General features: G+C 71.1%; 17 protein-coding genes and 1 tRNA gene. 8 read left to right on the forward strand and 10 right to left on the reverse strand.

The annotated features are described in order from the left end of the window. Positions 1-131 precede the first annotated feature (131 nt). Positions 132-1346 carry an Ig-like domain-containing protein gene (locus RMT89_RS14630; RefSeq protein WP_315884180.1) on the forward strand — a complete coding sequence of 405 codons (1215 nt, stop codon included), beginning with the start codon at positions 132-134 and terminating at the stop codon, positions 1344-1346. 157 nt (positions 1347-1503) lie between these two features. Next, on the forward strand, positions 1504-2250 hold the full coding sequence (locus tag RMT89_RS14635) for a DUF6227 family protein (RefSeq protein WP_315884181.1): 747 nt from the start codon (positions 1504-1506) through the stop codon (positions 2248-2250). Between the two features lie 20 nt (positions 2251-2270). Here RMT89_RS14635 and RMT89_RS14640 read toward each other — a convergent pair whose 3' ends face one another. The 5 genes from RMT89_RS14640 to RMT89_RS14660 all read right to left on the reverse strand — a co-directional run bounded on the left by RMT89_RS14640 (position 2271) and on the right by RMT89_RS14660 (position 8317). Continuing rightward, positions 2271-2525, reverse strand: a complete 255-nt coding sequence (locus RMT89_RS14640) for a hypothetical protein (protein ID WP_315884182.1) — start codon at positions 2523-2525, stop codon at positions 2271-2273. Positions 2526-2631: 106 nt separating this feature from the next. Then, entirely contained in the window at positions 2632-4701 is a 2070-nt protein-coding gene (locus RMT89_RS14645; protein ID WP_315884183.1) for a fructose-specific PTS transporter subunit EIIC, read from the reverse strand. A 211-nt stretch (positions 4702-4912) separates the two neighbouring features. Further along, on the reverse strand, positions 4913-5860 hold the full coding sequence (gene pfkB / locus RMT89_RS14650; protein WP_315884184.1) for a 1-phosphofructokinase: 948 nt from the start codon (positions 5858-5860) through the stop codon (positions 4913-4915). Next, on the reverse strand, positions 5857-6618 hold the full coding sequence (locus RMT89_RS14655; protein WP_315884185.1) for a DeoR/GlpR family DNA-binding transcription regulator: 762 nt from the start codon (positions 6616-6618) through the stop codon (positions 5857-5859). The genes pfkB and RMT89_RS14655 overlap by 4 nt, the downstream gene beginning before the upstream one ends. A gap of 187 nt (positions 6619-6805) precedes the next feature. Continuing rightward, positions 6806-8317: an MFS transporter gene (locus tag RMT89_RS14660; protein WP_315884186.1), complete on the reverse strand. Its 1512-nt coding sequence runs from the start codon at positions 8315-8317 to the stop codon at positions 6806-6808. 63 nt (positions 8318-8380) lie between these two features. Between RMT89_RS14660 and RMT89_RS14665 the strand changes: the two genes are divergently transcribed. Further along, complete coding sequence (locus tag RMT89_RS14665) at positions 8381-9346, forward strand: YafY family protein (RefSeq protein ID WP_315884187.1); 966 nt, start codon at positions 8381-8383, stop codon at positions 9344-9346. A 45-nt stretch (positions 9347-9391) separates the two neighbouring features. Here RMT89_RS14665 and RMT89_RS14670 read toward each other — a convergent pair whose 3' ends face one another. Then, complete coding sequence (locus tag RMT89_RS14670) at positions 9392-10036, reverse strand: TetR family transcriptional regulator (protein WP_315884263.1); 645 nt, start codon at positions 10034-10036, stop codon at positions 9392-9394. Positions 10037-10467: 431 nt separating this feature from the next. Beyond that, positions 10468-11466 (reverse strand): sigma-70 family RNA polymerase sigma factor, encoded by a 999-nt coding sequence (locus RMT89_RS14675; protein WP_315884188.1) that lies wholly within the window; start codon positions 11464-11466, stop codon positions 10468-10470. Between the two features lie 169 nt (positions 11467-11635). Here RMT89_RS14675 and RMT89_RS14680 point away from each other — a divergent pair, with 169 nt between their 5' ends. Next, a complete protein-coding gene (locus tag RMT89_RS14680; protein ID WP_315884189.1) occupies positions 11636-12166 on the forward strand; it encodes a GNAT family N-acetyltransferase in 531 nt (176 codons plus the stop codon). A 1-nt stretch (position 12167) separates the two neighbouring features. Here RMT89_RS14680 and RMT89_RS14685 read toward each other — a convergent pair whose 3' ends face one another. Next, complete coding sequence (locus RMT89_RS14685; protein WP_315884190.1) at positions 12168-12953, reverse strand: class III extradiol ring-cleavage dioxygenase; 786 nt, start codon at positions 12951-12953, stop codon at positions 12168-12170. Positions 12954-13071: 118 nt separating this feature from the next. Here RMT89_RS14685 and RMT89_RS14690 point away from each other — a divergent pair, with 118 nt between their 5' ends. After that, complete coding sequence (locus RMT89_RS14690; RefSeq protein ID WP_315884191.1) at positions 13072-13587, forward strand: MarR family transcriptional regulator; 516 nt, start codon at positions 13072-13074, stop codon at positions 13585-13587. A gap of 98 nt (positions 13588-13685) precedes the next feature. Here the strand turns inward: RMT89_RS14690 and RMT89_RS14695 are convergent, their stop codons facing one another. Then, positions 13686-15215 carry an MFS transporter gene (locus RMT89_RS14695; RefSeq protein WP_315884192.1) on the reverse strand — a complete coding sequence of 510 codons (1530 nt, stop codon included), beginning with the start codon at positions 15213-15215 and terminating at the stop codon, positions 13686-13688. Positions 15216-15312: 97 nt separating this feature from the next. Further along, positions 15313-15960 (reverse strand): helix-turn-helix domain-containing protein, encoded by a 648-nt coding sequence (locus RMT89_RS14700; RefSeq protein WP_315884193.1) that lies wholly within the window; start codon positions 15958-15960, stop codon positions 15313-15315. Positions 15961-16206: 246 nt separating this feature from the next. Between RMT89_RS14700 and RMT89_RS14705 the strand changes: the two genes are divergently transcribed. From RMT89_RS14705 to RMT89_RS14715, 3 genes are all read left to right on the forward strand, one after another. Next, positions 16207-17517, forward strand: a complete 1311-nt coding sequence (locus RMT89_RS14705; RefSeq protein WP_315884194.1) for a M6 family metalloprotease domain-containing protein — start codon at positions 16207-16209, stop codon at positions 17515-17517. A gap of 451 nt (positions 17518-17968) precedes the next feature. After that, complete coding sequence (locus RMT89_RS14710) at positions 17969-19525, forward strand: helix-turn-helix domain-containing protein (RefSeq protein ID WP_315884195.1); 1557 nt, start codon at positions 17969-17971, stop codon at positions 19523-19525. Between the two features lie 57 nt (positions 19526-19582). Next, a tRNA-Arg gene (locus RMT89_RS14715) sits at positions 19583-19658 on the forward strand. Positions 19659-19820: the final 162 nt, after the last annotated feature.

Below are 19820 nucleotides of genomic sequence, written 5' to 3' on the forward strand. Positions count from 1 at the left end.
GCCCGTGAATGTCGCGGTTCTGTCACGTCATGGCGTTCACCGCACATGGAGGGAACCCGACGCCTCGCGGATTCCCTCTATCTGCACGCATCGGATCGGACCACGCAGATCACGTGAACTGGGAGCAGCCTGTGACAACGCCGGACAAAGCAGCGCGGCGCGCACTGGGGACCTGTGCCGTCCTGATGGTCGGCGCCCTCACCCTCACCGCCTGTGGCGGCAGCGCCGACGCGCAGAACGACGGCAAGGGCGGGGACTCCGCCAGGACGTCGGCCGCGAAGATCGTCATCTCGGCGAAGGACGGCTCGTCGGGCGCGTCGATCAACTCGACCGGCGTGAAGGTCAGCGACGGCGAGCTCACCGACGTGAAGATGACGGTGGCGGGGACGGGACAGGCCGTGCCGGGGGCAATATCGGCGGACGGCGGCAGCTGGAAGCCGAAGGAGCAGCTGGAGCGCGGGACCAAGTACGAGATATCGGCGAAGGCGAAGGGCGCGGACGGGAAGACCGTCGCGGCCGGTTCGAGCTTCACCACGGTCACGCCTCAGAACAGCTTCGTCGGGACGTACACGCCGGACAACGGCGCGACGGTGGGCGTCGGGATGCCGGTGTCGTTCACCTTCGACAAGGCGATCAGCGACCAGAAGGCCGTGCGGTCGGGCATCACCGTCACGTCGAGCAGCGGGCAGAAGATCGTGGGCCACTGGTTCGGGGCGCAGCGGCTCGACTTCCGGCCCGAGGAGTACTGGAAGGCCGGTTCCAAGGTCACGATGAAGATCGACCTGGACGGGATCGAGGGCGCGAACGGCGTCTACGGGGTGCAGAAGAAGACCGTGACCTTCACCATCGGGCGCTCGCAGGTCTCCACGGTGGATGTCAGCACACAGACCATGACGGTCACGCGGGACGGCAAGACGCTCAAGTCGGTGCCGATCTCGGCGGGCAGCGCGGAGTTCCCGACGTACAACGGGCAGATGGTGATCTCCGAGAAGCTCTTGGAGACGCGGATGAACAGCCGGACGGTGAATCTGGCCGACGCGTACGACATCCCCGATGTGCCGCACGCGATGCGGCTGACGACGTCGGGCACCTTCCTGCACGGCAACTACTGGTACGACAAGGGCAACCCGCCCTTCGGCCGGCAGGGCACGAGCCACGGCTGTGTGGGGATGCAGGACGTGCGGGGCGCGCAGGGTGACACGACGGCGAAGTGGTTCTACGACAGCTCGCTCATCGGCGACGTGGTGATCGTGAAGAACTCCCCCGAGAAGTCGGTGGCGCCGGACAACGGGCTCAACGGATGGAACATGCCGTGGAGCGAGTGGACCGCGGGAAGTGCCGCCTGAGCAGGGCCTTCTGACGGTTCGTAGGGCCGCGTGGGAACCATCCGCGCGGCCCGGGCGTTTTACGTGCGTACGTTTTCTCGGTTCCCGGACATGATGTCCGACCGAGGGGCTACGGTATGCACCCACAAGGTGACATGCAGCAACGCCGGGAGAAGCCTTGAGCGTTCCGTACGAGACGGCAGCGTACGAATCCCATGAGTCGCCGGAGTCTCCGGAGGAGCACCTCGCGCGACTGCTCGGCCGTGCCCTGAACTCCTTCGAGCTGCCCGACGAGGTGATACGGCGACTCGACTGCGCGCTGGCGCACGACAGTTCGCTGCACTCCGCGCACCACAGCGCGGGCCGGCACCGTGAGACGTACCGGCACACCTGGCTGCTCGCCGACGGCTCGGCCCTCACCCTGTGGGAGCTCGTCCACAACACCGCGCGGGGCAGCGCACCGCAGCACGAGGTGTACGTCGACGAGGAGGATCTGCGCGCCGCGACCGCGCGTCTGCCCCTGCCGCCGGACGCCCCGGACTTCGAGCTGCCGGTGACGGTGCAGCTGTCGCCGGTCCACGCGCCGCGGCACGCGTACGTGCCGGACGACTCCGCCGACCACGCGCGCCGGCTCCTGCGCCGTGCGGAGAACACCGACCGGCCGGGCCCGGACACCGCCGCGCTGCTGACCACGGCGTTCGCGCACCAGATCACGCAGGCCTTCGGACGGCCGTGCCGCGCCGGGCGCGCCGGGCTGTGCTTCTCGCTCTACGAGCACGCCTTCCTGCTGCGCGACGGCGCGGAGATCTCCCTGTGGGAGGTCGAGCACACGGCGACGCCGGACGGGCGGCACATGTGCGAGGTGTACGTCAGCGAGGACGCCGCGCGGGACGCGATGGAGCGCCGGGCGGCGCAGGTGTCGTAGCGTGCGCCGGCGCGGGGCGTTCAGCGCCCGTCGCTGAGCTGCCGTACCAGGCCCGCGAACGCGTCCTGTTCGGCCGGGGTGAGCTGTACCGCCTCCAGGTGCGGGACCGCCTGCCGCTGCGGCGGGAGGGCGGACAGGGCGGGGTCGGTGGGCCACGGGGCGGCGCCGGGGCGGATGGCGCGCAGGACGCGGGACAGGCCTACCACCCAGGCGACGGTCAGCAGGGCGAGCAGGCCCACGCCCAGCAGCTGGAAGATCGAGACGTGCTCAGGCATGCGCCCCAGTACACACCACGGTCCGGGACTTTGGCCCCGGACCGTGACGTATCTCGCAGGTGCCGTGAACGACTCACAGCTCCTTAATAAGGGCGACTTGGCGCGCTCAGGCCGCCACCGGCTGCTTGGACTCCGCGGTCGCGGTGGCCACACCGGCGCCGGGCCCGGTGGGCGCCGCGCCGGGGGCCGGCTTGCGCATGCCCTTCAGGACGACCACCAGGGCGGTGGTGACGCAGACGCCCGCCGCGATGGCGACCAGGTACAGCAGCGGGTTGCCGATCAGCGGGACCACGAAGATGCCGCCGTGCGGGGCACGCAGGGTGGCGCCGAAGGCCATCGACAGCGCGCCGGTGACCGCGCCGCCCGCCATCGAGGCCGGGATGACGCGCAGCGGGTCGGCGGCCGCGAACGGGATGGCGCCCTCGGAGATGAAGGAGGCGCCCAGCACCCAGGCGGCCTTGCCGTTCTCGCGCTCGGTCTGGGTGAAGAGCTTGCCGCGGACCGTGGTGGCCAGGGCCATCGCCAGCGGCGGGACCATGCCGGCGGCCATCACGGCGGCCATGACCTTCATCGCGGAGTCGCTGGGGTCGGCGACGGCGATACCGGCCGTGGCGAAGGCGTACGCGACCTTGTTGACCGGGCCGCCGAGGTCGAAGCACATCATCAGGCCGAGCAGGACGCCGAGCAGGATGGCGTTGGTGCCGGAGAGACCGTCGAGCCAGTCGGTCATGGCCTCCTGGGCCTCGGCGATCGGCTTGCCGATCACCACGAACATCAGGAAGCCGACGATCAGCGTGGAGATCAGCGGGATCACCACCACCGGCATGATGCCGCGCAGCACCGGCGGGATCTTCACCCGCTGGATCGCCAGCACCACACCACCGGCGATCAGACCGGCCGCGAGGCCGCCGAGGAAGCCCGCGTTGATGGTCAGCGAGATCGCGCCGCCGACGAAGCCGGGGACCAGGCCTGGCCTGTCCGCCATGCCGTAGGCGATGTAACCGGCCAGGACCGGGACCAGGAAGCCGAAGGCGACGCCGCCGATCTGGAAGAGCAGGGCGCCCCAGCTGTCGACCTGGGTCCAGTCGAAGCGCTCCATGACCGACGGAGCCTTGTTGATCTCCCAGCCGCCGATCGCGAACCCGAGGGCGATCAGCAGACCGCCCGCGGCGACGAACGGAACCATGTAGCTCACGCCGGTCATCAGCCACTTGCGCAGCTTGGTGCCGTAGCCCTCGCCGGACTCACCGGCACGCTCGACCGGCGTGCCCGCGGGCGCCCCCGCGCTCACCTCCCCGCGCGCCGCCTTCTCGCGCACCTCGGTGATGAGTTCGGCCGGGCGGTTGATGCCCGCCTTCACGCCGACGTCGACCGTCGGCTTGCCGGCGAAGCGGTCCTTGTCCCGTACCGGCACGTCGTGCGCGAAGATCACGCCGTCCGCCGCCGCGATGGCCGCCGGGTCGAGCCGGGTGAAGCCGGCCGAGCCCTGCGTCTCGACGACGAGCTCGACACCCGCCTCACGGCCCGCGTTCTCCAGGGACTCGGCCGCCATGTAGGTGTGGGCGATGCCGGTCGGGCAGGAGGTGACGGCGACGATACGGAAGGGGCGCGCGTTCCCTCCGGAGGAATCGGGGGTGCCCTTGGTGGTGCTGACCGCTGCGGTGCCGGCGGAGGCCGCCGCCGACACCGCAGCGGAGTCTGCGGAACCGCTCGTCTCCTCGGCCGCGCCAGGAGTCTCGTCCCCCCGGATCAGCGCCGCCGCGACACCCGCGTCCCCCGCCGCCCGCAGCGCGTCCGTGAACTCGGAGTTCATCAGCTGCCGTGCCAGCGAGGAGAGGATCGTCAGGTGGGCGTCGTCCGCACCTGCGGGTGCCGCGATCAGGAAGATCAGGTCCGCGGGACCGTCCGCCGCGCCGAAGTCGATCCCGGCCGCGCTGCGCCCGAAGGCGAGGGTCGGCTCGGTGACGTGTTCGCTGCGGCAGTGCGGGATGCCGATGCCGCCGTCGAGGCCGGTCGGCATCTGGGCCTCGCGGGCGGCGACGTCGGCGAGGAAGCCTTCCAGGTCGGTCACCCGGCCCAGGGCCACCATGCGCTCGGCGAGGGCACGGGCCGCCGCTTCCTTGGTATCGGCGGACAGGTCGAGATCGACCAGGTCCGCGGTGATCATGTCGCTCATCGCGGGCTCCTTCGCACGCGTATCGCCCGGGGAGTGGGGTGGGCGGGGGTGGGGACGGGGATGCAGTGGGGGGAGGTGGTGGAGGCGGGGCCGGGGAAACCCCGCCCCCACCTGACGGCAGGGCGGCTCAGGTTGCCCTGCCGACGGTCATCGGCAGCGGCGAGTAACGGGGAGCCCCGCCACTTCGCAGCCGGCGTGAGAGAGGCGTACGTCATGACACCGGCTCCTTCAGTACGCGGTCCACCGGCACCTCGGCCGTGACCGTGACGGCCGACGGGTCCAGGTCGCCCGGCGACGGCATGACGCTGCCGGGCAGCTGTACGGCGGCGGCGCCGTGGGCCACCGCGGACGCGAGCGCCTCCGGGCCGCTGCCGCCGGCGATCAGGAAGCCGGCGAGCGAGGAGTCACCGGCACCCACATTGCTGCGTACGACATCCACTCGCGCGCTGCCGAACCAGGCGCCCGCGCCGTCCACCAGCAGCTGGCCGTCCGCGCCCAGGCTCGCGAGCACGGCGCGTGCGCCCATCTCGCGCAACTCCTCGGCCGCCTTCACCGCGTCGCCCACCGTGGACAGGGGGCGCCCGACCGCCTCCGCGAGCTCCTCGGCGTTCGGCTTCACGACGTCGGGCCGCTCGCGCAGCGCCTCCAGCAGCGCGGGCCCCGAGGTGTCCAGCGCGATCCGCGCGCCCCCCGCGTGGGCCCGCGCGACGACATCGGCGTACCACGCCGGACCGAGCCCCCGCGGCAGGCTCCCGCAGCACGCGATCCAGTCCGCGTCCCGCGACTGCTCACGCACCGTCTCCAGCAGCAGTTCCTGCTCCGCGGCCGTCAGCTCGGGACCCGGCGCGTTGATCTTCGTGAGCACTCCGTCCGACTCCGCGAGCGCGATGTTCGAGCGGGTGGCTCCGGCGACCCGCACCGCCGTGACCTCGATGCCCTGCGCGTCGAGCAGATCCGCGACGAGCGCGCCCGGCGCACCACCCAGGGGCAGCACCGCCACCGTGCGCCGTCCGGCGGCGGCGACGGCGCGCGAGACGTTCACGCCCTTGCCGCCCGGGTCCATGCGTTCGCCGGTGGCGCGGATGACCTCGCCGCGCTCCAGGGACGGGACCTCGTAGGTGCGGTCCAGCGACGGATTGGGGGTGACGGTGAGGATCATGCGCGCACTACTTCCGTGCCGCCGCGCTCGATGGCGGCGGTGTCTTCGGGGCTCAGCCCGCTGTCGGTGATCAGCAGGTCCACATCGCTCAGGTCGCCGAAGCGGGCGAAGTGCTCCTGGCCGTGCTTGGAGGAGTCGGCGAGCAGCACGACACGGCGGGCCGCGGCCACGGCCGCGCGCTTCACCGCGGCCTCGGCGAGGTCGGGGGTGGTCAGGCCGTGGTCGGCGGAGAAGCCGTTGGCCGCCACGAAGAGGACATCGGCCCGGATCTCGCCGTACGCACGCAGCGCCCAGGCATCCACGGCGGCGCGCGTACGGTGCCGTACGCGCCCTCCGACCAGATGGAGCTGGATACCGGGGTGGTCCGCGAGCCGGGCCGCGATCGGCAGGCTGTGGGTGACGACGGTGAGCGAGGCCTCCAGCGGGATGGCGCCCGCGACCCGCGCGACCGTCGTACCGGCGTCGAGGATCATCGTGCCCTCGGCCGGCAGTTCGGCGAGGGCGGCCTTCGCGATGCGGTCCTTCTCGTCGGCGGCCGTGGACTCCCGTTCGGCGAGGTCCGGCTCGAAGTCGAGGCGGCCGACCGGAATGGCCCCGCCGTGCACCCGGCGCAGCAGTCCTGCCCGGTCCAGGGCCTTCAGGTCCCGGCGGATCGTCTCCGCCGTGACCTGGAACTCCTCGGCCAGCGACAGCACATCCACCCGGCCGCCGTCACGGGCGATCCGGAGGATCTCCTGCTGCCGCTCCGGTGCGTACATGTCCGTTCGCCTCCGACCAATGCCCGAACCTGTGGTTTCGCTTGGAGGCTACGTCGGGATTTCCGGAAAGTAAACAGGTTCGGGCGTAACTCGGGCATGAACGGACGCGCGGCCCCAGAAGCATGCGGAAGGGCCCCGCGCCGACCAGCGCAGGGCCCTTGATGCGGACGGTCCGAGATCCGATGGTTCAGGCGACGGGCACCGGCTCCCGCGCCTCGTCCCGGTCGCCCAGGGGCTCCGGCCCGGACGCGCCTTCCACATGCTGCGCAGGCTTCCGTGGCAGCGCGAACATCAGCACGAAGATGACGCCCATCACCGCGGCCACCCAGCCCAGCGCATGCTGGAACGCGTCCACGAAGGCCGGCCCGACAGCGCTCCCGGCACCCACCCGGTCGTCCAGCACCCCGAAGAAGACCACCGACACCAGGCCGAGCCCCAGCGCGTTGCCCATCTGCTGCACCGTGTTGATCAGGCCCGACGCCGAACCGGCGTGCTCGCGCGGCACCTCCGAGAGGATCGCGTCCGTCAGCGGGGCGACGATCAGACCCATGCCCACGCCCATCACGACCAGCGGAAGCGCCATCTGCCAGGACGTGATGCCGAGGCCGTACCGCTCGGACTCCCACAGGTAGAGAAGGACACCGAGACCCAGCACCAGCGCACCCGACTGCAGCACCCTGCGCCCGAAGCGCGGCACCAGCTTCTGCACGGACAGCCCCGCCGCCGTCGACACCGCGAGCGAGAACGGCACGCCGGTCAGCCCCGCCTTCAGCGGACCCCAGCCCAGGCCGGACTGCATGTACAGCGTCCACACCAGGAAGAAGATGCCGAGCCCGACACCGAAGACGGTCTGTACGGCGATACCGGCGGCGAAGCTCTTCACCTTGAACAGGGACAGTTCGATCAGCGGGGAGCCGTCCCGCGCGGACTTGCGCTTCTCGTACGCCACCAGCACCGCGAGCACGACCAGCGAGCCGGCCATCGACACGTACCCCCACAGCGGCCAGCCCGTCTCACGGCCGCGGGTCAGCGGGTAGAGCAGCATCAGCAGACCGAGCGTCACCAGGGCCACGCCCACCAGGTCGAGCCTGGGGGCCTTCGCCGCCTTGGACTCGGTGATGTAGCGGCTGCCGAGGATCAGCCCTGCGATGCCGACGGGGAGGTTGATCAGGAAGATCGGGCGCCATTCCAGGCCGAAGAGGTTCCACTCGGTGAGCAGCGCGCCGAGCAGCGGACCGCTGACCGCGCCGAGCCCCACGACCGCGCCGAACAGCCCGAACACCTTGCCGCGCTCGTGCGCCGGGAAGGTGGCGTGCACGATCGACAGCACCTGCGGCACCATCAGCGCCGCCATCGCGCCCTGCAGGATGCGGGAGGCGACCAGCATCTCCGGGTTCGCGGCGAAGCCGCACAGCGCGGAGGCGATCGTGAAGCCGCCGATGCCGAGGAGGAACAGCTTCTTGCGGCCGTGGATGTCGCCGAGGCGGCCGCCGGTGATCAGGCCCGCGGCGAAGGCGAGGGCGTAACCGGCCGTTATCCACTGGATCTGGCTCTCGGTGGCGCCGGCGTTCCGCTGGATCGACGGGATCGCGATGTTGACGATCGTCACGTCCACGAGGTCCATGAAGGCGGCGGTCATCACGATGGCCAGCGCGAACCAGCGCCGCTTGTCTCCGACAGGTGTCGTCTCTTGGGTCATGTGAAAGAAGTTAGAGCCCGAGTAGGTCAGATCCTGTCCTAGTTCTGCGGCATTCTCAGAGGCATGACGACAGACACTCCAGCCCGCCTCCTCCAGCTCCTCTCCCTCCTCCAGACACCCCGCGAATGGCCCGGCGGCGAGCTCTCCGACCGGCTCGGTGTGTCGCGGCGTACCGTGCGGCGGGACATCGACCGGCTGCGTGAGCTCGGCTATCCGGTGCAGGCGACCAAGGGCGCCGAGGGCGGCTACCGGCTCGTCGCGGGCAAGGCCATGCCGCCGCTCGTCCTGGACGACGAGGAGGCGGTCGCCATCGCGGTCGGCCTGCGCGCCGGCGCCGGGCACGCGGTCGAGGGCGTCGACGAGGCGTCCGTACGGGCGCTCGCCAAGCTGGAGCAGGTGCTCCCCAGCCGGCTCCGCCATCGCGTCGCCACCCTCCAGGCCGCGACCACCCCGCTGACCAGCGGCGACGGCGCGAGCATCGCACCGGAGACGCTCACGGTCATGGCCTCGACGGTGGCCGGCCAGGAGCGGCTGCGGTTCGCCTACCGGGCGGGCGACGGCACGGAGTCCCGACGGGTCACCGAGCCCTACCGTCTGGTCTCCACCGGCCGCCGCTGGTACCTCGTCGCCTACGACCTCGACCGCGACGACTGGCGGACGTTCCGGGTCGACCGGGTGAGCGACCCCTTCGCGACGGGCGCGCGCTTCACCCCGCGCGAGCTGCCCGCCGGCAACGCGGCCGAGTATCTGCGCCAGTCCATGTACCGCCGCCAGGAGACCTACGAGTTCTCGGTCACCTTCGCCGCCCCCGCCCACTTCATCGCCGCCCGCCTGCCCAAGTGGCTCGGCGCTCCCGAACCGCTCGACGACCACACCTGCCGGCTGCGCGCCACGACCGGCGACGCCGTGGAGTGGATGGCGGTACGGCTGGCGATGGCCGACTGCGAGTTCACCGTGCACGAGCCGGAGGAACTGGTCCGCTGTGTAAGGGACTTGGGCGGCCGCCTGAGCAGGGCGGCGAAGGGCTGAGCAAAAGCACCGGCCTGCTACGACCGGACCCTTACGGAACCTGTTCTACGACCCACCCCTCACCGAACCCGCGACCTCCCCCCACGGAATGTCCCGCACCACCGCGAGATTCCGCAGCGCGAGAGCACCCGGACCCTCCGGCCCTGCCGGCCGCGCCTCCCCCACCGCCCACGACTCGACGGCCACCCGCACAGCGGCGCCCGCCACAGCCGCCGCGAACCGCAGCTCGGGAGAGGGACCGGCAACGTTGTCGCCCTCGCCGCCCAGTCCCGCGTCCCTCAGCCCCGCGTCGCCCAACCGCGCCGCCAGGACCTCCGCCAGCGTCCCCTCGGACGCATGACAGACCTCCGCCCACACCTTCCCCAGCGCGGGACTGGCCACGGCGAGACGGATCAGCGTGCGCACCCACTCCCAGGAGGACGCCGAGACCCCCACGCCCGGGGTCAGCGTGTGCTCGACCGCGTGTTCCAGCGCCTCGGGGACGGACAGTTCCGCGGGAGCCAGCCGCACCGCCTGCGCCCACCGCTCGGCCCCCGCCGCGTAGAGGGGGGAGACGGCCTCCTCCTTCGTGGCGAAGTAGCGGTAGAACGTGCGCGGAGCGATACCGGCGGCCTGGGCGATGTCCTCGGCGCGGGTGGCGCGCAGGCCCTGTCTGACGAAGAGGGCGGCCGCGGCGCGGGCGATCTGCATACGGGTCTCCGCCTTGCGCCGCTCCGTCAGGGAGAGGGGGACGGCGGAGTTTGGTGCTGGGGTGGGGCTACTCACACTCGGCAGGCTATGCCCATGTGACACAATCTGCCATCCGGCGGGCCACCCCGGGGTTCAGGTACGGGGTGGCCCGCCTTCCAGCATGCCCGCACAAGAGCCGGACCCCGGCGCCCAGGGGGGGGAGGGCGCCGGGGTCCGGCTTGGGAGAGTCCCGGCGCCGGGGGGACAGCGGCGGGACTTGGTTCAGGAGGGCCCGCGAGGGGGGATCGCGGGGACCGAACTCCTGGACCCTGAAAGGTTGTTCCCAGGGCCCTGGGAGTTGAAGCGGCGTTACAACGCCATGTTTGCGCGCTCTTTCGCCACCCGGCGTACGCGGCCGGGGCGCTCGCACGCCCCCGGACTCGCGTCCACGATCAGGCGGCGGCGTCGAACCCGGTGTCCCGGGCCAGCTTCTTCAGCTCCAGCAGCGCGTGCTTCTCGATCTGCCGGATACGCTCGCGCGTCAGACCGTGCTCCTTGCCGACCTCGGTCAGGGTGCGCTCGCGGCCGTCGTCGATGCCGTACCGCATCTTGATGATCGAGGCCGTGCGCTGGTCGAGGCGGCCGATCAGGTCGTCGAGCTCCTCGCTGCGCAGCAGGGTCAGGACGGACTGCTCCGGGGAGACCGCCGAGGTGTCCTCCAGCAGGTCCCCGAACTGGGTCTCGCCCTGGTCGTCCACCGACATGTTCAGCGAGACCGGGTCGCGGGCCCAGTCCAGCACGTCGATCACCCGGTCGGGGTTCGAGCCGAGCTCGGCGGCGATCTCCGCGGGCTCCGGGTCGCGGCCGTGCTCACGGTTGAACTCGCGCTGCACGCGCCGGATCCGGCCGAGCTCCTCCACCAGGTGGACGGGGAGCCGGATGGTGCGGGACTGGTCGGCTATCGAACGGGTGATGGCCTGACGGATCCACCAGGTCGCGTACGTCGAGAACTTGAAGCCCTTGCGGTAGTCGAACTTCTCGACCGCGCGCACCAGGCCGGCGTTGCCCTCCTGGATCAGGTCCAGCAGCGGCAGTCCGCTGCGCGGGTAGCGGCGGGCGACGGCGACGACCAGGCGGAGGTTGGAGCGGATGAAGACATCCTTGGCACGCTCCCCCTCGGCGACCAGCGCTTCGAGCTCCTCACGGGAGGCGTCCGCCTTGGACTCCTCGTACCCGTCGAGGACCTGTCGCGCGAACACACCCGCCTCGATGATCTGTGACAGCTCGACCTCCTTGGCGGCGTCGAGCAGCGGTGTGCGCGCGATCTCGTCGAGGTACATGCCGACCAGGTCGCGATCGGCGATCTCGCCGCCATGGGCGCGAACACTGCGTGCCCTGTCGACGGTCTCGCCAGCGGCGGACTGACGACGGGTGACGGCACGGGTTGCCATGCGTGCTCCCTTGCGATGGTGGGCTGGCGGGTTGTCCTTGGTGCCCGGCACTCTGCTCGGGTGCCCTGCATCCGATGGAAACAACGACTGGAATCAGGACAGAATTCCCAACCCGTCCCCCTATTTTTCTGATCATGCAGTACCCTGTCCGGCCACACGAGGAGGCGGGATGTCAGCGGCACGTACAGAGGTGCAGGTCAGGCCGGGAGTCGAGGCTGACCTCGAAGCCCTCACGGACATCTACAACCACTACGTACGTGAGACGCCGATCACCTTCGATACCGCGGTCTTCACGCCGGAAGAACGCCGCCCTTGGCTGCTCTCCCACCCTGAAGACGGGCCGTACCGCCTGATGGTTGCCGAGGAACGGGACTCCACGGGGAACTCACAGCGGATCCTCGGGTACGCCACATCCAGCCCTCACCGGCCCAAGCCCGCGTACGCCACCTCCGTGGAGGTCACCGTCTACCTCGCCCCGGACGCCGGCCGCCGAGGGGTGGGCACCCTTCTGTACAAGGCCCTCTTCGAGACCCTGGCGGACGAGGATCTGCACCGCGCCTACGCGGGCATCGCCCAGCCGAACGAGGCCTCCACCAGGCTGCACGAGCGTTTCGGCTTCCAGCACGTCGGCACGTACCGCGAGGTGGGCCGCAAGTTCGGCCGCTACTGGGACGTGGCCTGGTACGAGAAACCCCTGTAGCTCAGCCGAACTGCACCGAACGCTTCGCCAGCCCCATCCAGAACCCGTCGATCACCGAGCGCTGCGCGTCCAGCTCGCCGCCGGCCTCGGCCGCGCCCATGGTCACGAACAGCGGGGCGAAGTGCTCGGTGCGCGGGTGGGCGTACCGGCCGGCCGGGGACTTCCCGAGGAAGTCCAGCAGCGCGTCCCAGTCGTGGTTCTCCAGCGCCCGCCGGCCCCAGTCGTCGAACTCCGCCGACCAGGCGGGGATGCCGCCCTGCCGGAGCGCGGCCAGGTTGTGGGTGAAGAAGCCGGAGCCGACGATCAGCACGCCCTCGTCGCGCAGCGGCGCCAGCTTCCGGCCGATCTCCATGAGCCGGACCGGGTCGAGCGTCGGCATGGAGATCTGGAGGACGGGGATGTCGGCGGCCGGGAACATCTCCACGAGCGGGACGTAGGCGCCGTGGTCGAGGCCCCGGTCCGGGATGTCCTGCACGGGCATACCGGGGGCGCGCAGCAGCTTGCGTACGGACTCGGCGAGCGCGGGGGCGCCGGGCGCCTCGTAGCGCACCCGGTAGTAGTGCTCGGGGAAGCCCCAGAAGTCGTAGACGAGGGGGACGGTCTCCACCGCGCCGAGCGCCAGCGGGGCCTCCTCCCAGTGGGCGGAGACCATGAGGATCGCCTTCGGGCGGGGCAGCTGCGCGGACCAGGCCGCGAGCTCGCCGGGCCAGACCGGGTCGTCCGCGAGGGGCGGGGCACCGTGGCTGAGGTAGAGCGCGGGCATGCGCTCCTGGGTGGCGGCGGACATCGTGGCGACTCCCTCTGAGCAGTTACTCGCCCTGAGCTATTACTTGAATTCTAAACCTCTACGTCAGAATAGGCCCCGTTGTTTCAACTTTCAAGCAGACGGCTCGTACAGTGGAGCCATGAACACGGCATCCGCACCCGCATCCACTGAAGAGCCCCGCTGGCTCACCGCCGAGGAGCAGCGCGTCTGGCGCTCCTACCTCCAGGCCACCACGCTGCTGGAGGACCACCTGGACCGCCAGCTCCAGCGGGACGCGGGCATGCCGCACATCTACTACGGCCTGCTGGTCAAGCTCGCCGACTCCCCCCAGCGGCGGCTGCGGATGACCGAGCTGGCGATGTACGCGAAGATCACCCGCTCCCGGCTCTCGCACGCCATCGCGCGTTTGGAGAAGAACGGCTGGGTGCGCCGCGAGGACTGCCCCTCGGACAAGCGCGGCCAGTTCGCGGTGCTGACCGACGAGGGGATGGCGGTGCTGAAGCGGACCGCGCCGGGCCATGTGAGCGCGGTGCGGGGCGCGCTCTTCGACCGGCTGACCCCGGAACAGCAGAAGTCCCTCGGCGAGATCATGCGGATCGTCGCCGAGGGACTTGAGCCGGACGAAGCGGGTGCGGATCTGCCCTGGCTCCGCTGAGCCGCTCACTCAGCGAGGCCAGGGCAGATCCTGGGTCGTACGTACGGGGCGTCCCCTCCCCCGTACGTACGGGCCGGTCGTCCCGAAGAGGTGGGTCGTCAGTGGGCGACGACCGGTACCGCCAGTTCCTCCTCGGCGCCGTCCTCGGACGAGGCCACCGGGCTGCTGCCCGGCTTGCCGGCGTTGACCAGGGTGAAGGCGATCAGCGAAGCGGCGAGCAGGATGCCGACGGCCGCCCAGATCGCGGTGGTGTAGCCCTCCACCATGCCCTCCAGCTGGACCAGCTGCTGCTGGGACCGGCCGGCCGCGCCGCCGATGTGGTCGGCGATGTAGGTGGTGGTGGCCGAGGCGGCGATCGTGTTCAGCAGGGCCGTACCGATCGCACCGCCCACCTGCTGGGAGACGTTGACCATCGCGGAGGCGACACCGGAGTCCTGCGGCTTGACGCCCATGGTAGCCAGGGACATGGCCGGCATGAACGCCGTACCCATACCGAGGCCGAGCAGCAGCATCGCCGGCAGCAGCAGGGCGGCGTAGGAGGAGTCGACCTCCAGCTGGGTCAGCATCAGCATGCCGACCGCGGCGAGAAGGAAGCCCGGGCCCATCAGCAGCCGCGGCGCGACCCGGGTCATCAGACGGGTGCCGATCTGGGTCGAGCCCGTGATCATGCCCACGATCATCGGCAGGAAGGCGAAACCGGTCTTCACCGGCGAGTAGCCCTGGACGATCTGCAGGTAGTAGGTCAGGAACAGGAACAGACCGAACATGCCGATGATGGCGAGGCCCAGCGAGAGGTAGATCCCGCCGCGGTTGCGGTCGGTGATCACGCGCAGCGGCAGCAGCGGGGCCTTGACCTTGGCCTCGGTGACGACGAACGCGAGCAGCAGAACGACGGACGCGACGAACATGCCGACCGTCACCGCGTCGCCCCAGCCCTCGGACTCGGCGCGGGTGAAGCCGTAGACCAGCGCGACCAGGCCCAGGGTGGAGAGCAGGACACCGGGGATGTCGAGCGGGTTGCGGTTGCGGGCGCCCTCGGGCTCCCGGATGACGAACCAGGCACCGGCCGCGGCGATCATGGCGAAGGGGATGTTCACGAAGAACGTCCAGCGCCAGTCCAGGTACTCGGTGAGGAAGCCACCGAGGATCAGACCGACGGCACCGCCGGCACCGGCGATGGCGCCGTAGATACCGAACGCCTTGGCGCGCTCCTTGGCGTCCGTGAACATCACCGCGAGCAGGGAGAGCGCGGCGGGCGCGAGCAGGGCACCGAAGACACCCTGCAGGGCGCGGGCGCCGAACATCATGGCCTCGTTGGTGGCGGCGCCACCGAGCGCGGAGGCCGCGGCGAATCCGGCGAGACCGACGACGAAGGCGCGCTTACGGCCCCACAGGTCGGCGATACGGCCGCCGAAGAGCAGCAGACCACCAAAGGCGAGGGCGTAGGCCGTGACGACCCACTGCCGGTTGCCGTCGGATATGCCCAGGTCCTGCTGGGCGGAGGGAAGCGCGATGTTCACGATGGTGGCGTCGAGGACGACCATCAGCTGGGCGAGCGCGATGAAGACGAGCGCTTTCCAGCGGTTGGAGTCCGGGACTCCGGGAGCCTTCACGGCTGTTTGAGACATGGGGGTACCCACTTCGGGACTTCGTGACGGAAAACGGAACGGAAAAACGCGAAACGAGAAAGAGGTGTGCGAACAGGGACTGGCGTCGGGCGCTGGACTAATCGGCTTGGCGCAGGTCCTCCAGGGTCACGGCCGTGCCGGGCAGGGCGGAGCGGGCCGGGGCCCGCAGTCCGTCCAGGAAGAGCTGAAGATGACGGTGGACGAAGCGGTCGACGCTCATGCAGCCGGCACCGGCCGGGGGCCGGCTGAGCTGGGCCACGGCGACCATGAGGTCGCCGACACCGACGTCCGTACGGAGCTGTCCGGCCGCCCGGGCACGCTCCATGACCGCCTCGATGACCTGCTCACTGCGCTCGCGCGCGGCCTCCAGATCCGGGTGGTTCTGGTCGAAGGTGCTGGAGATCATCGGGCACAGGGCGCTGATCCGCTCATCGGCGGAGGTGTGCACAAAGCGCTCCAGGGCCTCGAAGGCGTCGCCGTTCTCGGCGAGCGCGGTCTCGGCCGCGGCCACCGTACGGTCCATGACGGAACACACGACCTCGCGGACGAGCGCGTCGCGGTCCGGGAAGTTGCGGTACACCGTGGCGTTGCCGACGCCGGCCCGGCGGGCGATCTCGTCGAGCGGTACGTCAGGACCGTGCTCGACGAACATCTCCCGGGCGGCGGTGACGATCCGCTCCCGGTTGCGCAGGGCGTCGGCGCGCGGCCGGGTCACCTTGCGCGGTACGGGGATAGCGGTCTGCACGGCGTACTCCTCGAAGAGTGCTGAGTGCGATCCGGGGAAGGTCTCCCCGTTTCGCGCGGACACAGGTCTAAACGGGGAAACGATCCCCGGTTATTTCCCGCCCTCGAAGAGATTTCCCGTGACCTGAGTCACAGGTTTCGCTGTGCCACGTTCGGGCTCCTCCAGCGCGCGCCCGCGCTCCCCTCGGCCGAGGGTGATCGCAAGGGTGCAGCCGGACCGGCGGCTGCCGCGACGAAGGGCCCCTGCATGCAGCCGTCCAGCCGTCGGATACGCCCCCGCCGCCTCGCCGCCCTCGCCTCCGTGACCGCGCTGACCTTCGCGGTCAGCACCTCGGCCGGCACCGGACAGCTCTCGGCGGGCGGTACGACGGCGAAGGCCGGACCGATCGCGCCGGCCCGCACCTCCGCGCCCGGCCCCTGCATGATCACCGGCAGCCCCACGGTGCAGATGTCGGAGGGCGTGCCCACCCTTGGCGGCTACTCCCGCTCCACCGGCACGGTCCGCGCCCTGACCCTGATGGTCGACTTCTCCGACGCCCGCGGCCAGGGCCGCGCCCGGGACCGCTTCCGCGAGTTCTTCCCGCAGACCCGGGACTGGTTCCGCACCAGCTCCTACGGCCGCCTCGACTACCGCGCCGAGACCCCGGTCCCCGGCTGGCTGCGGATGCCGAAGCCGTTCGAGGAGTACGGCATAGAACGCGGCGCCCCCTTCGACCCCGGCTACCGGGAGCTGGTCCAGGACCTCGTGGCCGTGGCCGACCCGAAGGTGGACTTCCGCCGCTACGACTTCCTGAACGTCCTGATGACGCCGAACGCCGGGCCCTCGGCCCTGGACACGGTCCTCTCGGTCACCTTCGCCGGCAACACGGAGGCCCCGGTCGCCGACGGCGTCCCCGTCGCCAACGCCTCGTTCGTCTACTCCCGCCAGGACGACGGCTCCGGCACCTACGACCGCACCGGCTACCGTGTCCTGCCGCACGAGAACGGCCATGTCTTCGGCCTGCCCGACCTCTACACCCAGCAGGGCGGGGGCGCGGTCGGCCACTGGGACATCATGAGCGAGGACTGGGGCGCCAACAACGACCTGCTCGGCTGGCACAAATGGAAGCTGGGCTGGCTGGACACGGCCCAGATCAGCTGCGCGACGGCCCCCGGAACGACGGAGTACCGGCTGACCCCACTGGCCCGCCGCGGCGGCCCGAAGCTGGTCTTCGTCCCCCTGGGCGGCCGTACCGGCTACGCCGTCGAACTGCGCACCCGCGAGGGCAACGACGAGACGGTGTGCCGGCCGGGGGTGCTGATCTACAAGGTCGACGCGGACGTGGACACCGGGCAGGGGCCGGTGCGGGTGTACGACAGCGAGCAGGACAGCGGGGGATGCACCCGGAGCCCGAACGTCCACGCGGAACTTTCGGACGCGCCGTTCACGCCCGGGGAGGACTTCACGGATCCCCGGCGGGGCATCCGGATCTCGGTGGCGGCGGAGTTGTCGGGGGATCATGTGGTGCGGGTGACGCGGGGTTTTGGGGCGGGGCCGCCTGCGGAGACCCGCCGGTGACGCTGGGGCTGAGGGCTCGGGCGGGGGTCTGGGGCGGGGCCGCCTGCGGAGACCCGCCGGTGACGCTGGGGCTGAGGGCTCGGGCGGGGGTCTGGGGCGAGGCCGCCTGCGGAGACCCGCCGGTGACGCTGGGGCTGAGGGCGTGTGCACGGGACTACGGCGGGAGCTGACCAGACCCTCGGGTGACGAGGGCTGAGGGCTCGCCCACGGGACCATGGCCCGACCTACCCGCCCAGACCGCGGATGACGCGGGGCTCGCGCCCAGGAATACGCGTTGGCCTGCCCGGACCCGCAGGTGATGCGAGACCACGGGCCGGCCAGACCGCGGATGACGCGGGGCTCGCGCCCAGGAATACGCGTTGGCCTGCCCGGACCCGCAGGTGATGCGAGGCCACGGGCTCGCGCGCGGGATTACGGTGGGGCCTGCCGAGACCGCCGTACCGGAGAGCCGATGCCCGCACAGACCACCGCCGCCGTCCCTCCGCCTGAGGCGGTCGCGCCCTTGATCCGGGGCGTCGCCGTGCTGCGGGAGCTGACGGAGGCCGGCGGGACGATGAGCGCGAGCGGCCTTGAGCGCGCCACGGGCCTCGCCCGCTCGACGGTCGACCGCATCACCTCCACCCTCGCCCGCATGGGGTACGTCCGTCTCGACGGCCGGGACGCGGTCCTGACCCCCCGCCTGATGGAACTGGGCAACGCCTACCTGGCGGCCCTGCGCCTGCCCTCGCTGCTGCGCGGGCACGCGGACGCGCTCGCCGACGAACTGGACGAGTCGGTCTCCCTGGCGGTGCCCGACGGCGACGGCATCCGCTTCATCCACCAGGCCACCCGCCGCCGCGTGATGTCCCTCAGCTTCCGCATCGGCGACCTGCTCCCGGCCGAACGCACCGCCCCCGGCCCGCTGTTCGCCCTGGAATGGACGCAGGAGGAGTGGCGTTCGTGGCGCGACCGCAGGGCGCGGGACCCGCAGGACAGCGCCTTCTCGGCCGTACCGCCGAGGGAACGGCCTTATGGGGAAGAGGAGTTCGGGTCGCGGGTGGCGCGGGCACGGGAGGACGGCTGGGCGCTGGACGACCAGTTGATCGAGCCGGGCCTGGTCGCGCTGTCGGTTCCGGTACGGGATCCCGGCACGCACCGGATCGCCTGCGTGGCCAGCGTGGTGAGCCACACGAGCCGCCACACGGCGCAGGACTTGCGTCAGGCGCTGCTGCCGAGGCTGAGGCGGGCGGTGGCGACGATGGAACGGGAGCTGAGAAGGGCGCCCACCACGGAACCGGCCCCCTCCGCCCTGGCGGCCTGGACGGGCGGGTCGAAGCAGGAACTGGGCCGGGAGTTCGTGGAGTCGCTGGCCCGGGGCCTGACGGTGCTGACGGCGTTCGGCGAGGGCAGGGCGCGCCTGACGCTGACGGAGGTGGCCCAGGCGACGGGCCTGGCCAGGGCGACGGCGCGCCGAGCACTGATCACCTACGAGCACCTGTGCCTGGTGACCCGCCCGGACGAACGCACCTACGCCCTGACCCCCAGGGTCCTGTCCCTGGGCTTCCCCCCACTGTCCCGGACGACGCTCCCCCGCCTGGCCACCCCCCACCTGAGGGACCTCACAGCCCGCATCCAGGAGTCGGCCTCACTGGCAACCCTGACCCCGGACGGCAAGGAGATCCTCTATACGGCGGAAGCCACGGCCCACCGCGTCATGAGCGTGACGATCCCCCCGGGCACCCGAGCCCCGGCACCGGAAACGGCACTGGGGCAGGTCCTGCTGTCCCCCGACCAGGACCACGCCCTACTGGACGAGGAACGGGAGAAGGGCCTGCGCACGCTGGCGGTCCCGATCCGGGACGCCCGCACAGGCGCCCGGGTGGCCGCGGCGGGCGTCGCCATGCACGCGGCCCGCCACACCCACTCGGACTGCGAGCACACCATCCTCCCGGCCCTCGCATCCACAGCGAAGGCCATCGAAACAGACCTCAAGGCCGCCTCCCGCTTCACCCACGTCCCGATCACCTGACCCGGGGTCGACTGGATCCGGTACCCTGACGCCTGTGGCCCTACGGGGTCCACCTCCGCCTTCGTAGCTCAGGGGATAGAGCACGGCTCTCCTAAAGCCGGTGTCGCAGGTTCGAATCCTGCCGGGGGCACCATGCGTTACCGCTCTGAACTGGGGTTCCTCCCCCAGGGAGGGCTCCTGTTCGGCCTCGGACCCCTCGTCCGGGGCCGTTTGCGTGAGCGGACGGAGAGTTGATCCTCCGAAGTCTCTCCAGCGGATGAGCATCATCCGGCACGGACTCCGGCCCGGGCTTCTC

The organism is Streptomyces sp. P17 (assembly GCF_032436805.1).
In the GTDB taxonomy this organism is placed as follows: Bacteria; Actinomycetota; Actinomycetes; order Streptomycetales; family Streptomycetaceae; genus Streptomyces.

Excerpts from the sequence above, each read along its gene's own strand:
- RMT89_RS14665 (WP_315884187.1), top strand. The coding sequence starts at position 8,381 with ATGACGACAGACACTCCAGCCCGCCTCCTCCAGCTCCTCTCCCTCCTC.
- RMT89_RS14685 (WP_315884190.1), bottom strand. The coding sequence starts at position 12,953 with ATGTCCGCCGCCACCCAGGAGCGCATGCCCGCGCTCTACCTCAGCCAC.
- RMT89_RS14710 (WP_315884195.1), top strand. The coding sequence starts at position 17,969 with ATGCCCGCACAGACCACCGCCGCCGTCCCTCCGCCTGAGGCGGTCGCG.
- RMT89_RS14655 (WP_315884185.1), bottom strand. The coding sequence starts at position 6,618 with ATGTACGCACCGGAGCGGCAGCAGGAGATCCTCCGGATCGCCCGTGAC.
- RMT89_RS14705 (WP_315884194.1), top strand. The coding sequence starts at position 16,207 with ATGCAGCCGTCCAGCCGTCGGATACGCCCCCGCCGCCTCGCCGCCCTC.
- RMT89_RS14640 (WP_315884182.1), bottom strand. The coding sequence starts at position 2,525 with ATGCCTGAGCACGTCTCGATCTTCCAGCTGCTGGGCGTGGGCCTGCTC.
- RMT89_RS14675 (WP_315884188.1), bottom strand. The coding sequence starts at position 11,466 with ATGGCAACCCGTGCCGTCACCCGTCGTCAGTCCGCCGCTGGCGAGACC.
- RMT89_RS14680 (WP_315884189.1), top strand. The coding sequence starts at position 11,636 with ATGTCAGCGGCACGTACAGAGGTGCAGGTCAGGCCGGGAGTCGAGGCT.
- RMT89_RS14660 (WP_315884186.1), bottom strand. The coding sequence starts at position 8,317 with ATGACCCAAGAGACGACACCTGTCGGAGACAAGCGGCGCTGGTTCGCG.
- RMT89_RS14695 (WP_315884192.1), bottom strand. The coding sequence starts at position 15,215 with ATGTCTCAAACAGCCGTGAAGGCTCCCGGAGTCCCGGACTCCAACCGC.
- pfkB (WP_315884184.1), bottom strand. The coding sequence starts at position 5,860 with ATGATCCTCACCGTCACCCCCAATCCGTCGCTGGACCGCACCTACGAG.
- RMT89_RS14645 (WP_315884183.1), bottom strand. The coding sequence starts at position 4,701 with ATGAGCGACATGATCACCGCGGACCTGGTCGATCTCGACCTGTCCGCC.
- RMT89_RS14690 (WP_315884191.1), top strand. The coding sequence starts at position 13,072 with ATGAACACGGCATCCGCACCCGCATCCACTGAAGAGCCCCGCTGGCTC.
- RMT89_RS14670 (WP_315884263.1), bottom strand. The coding sequence starts at position 10,036 with ATGCAGATCGCCCGCGCCGCGGCCGCCCTCTTCGTCAGACAGGGCCTG.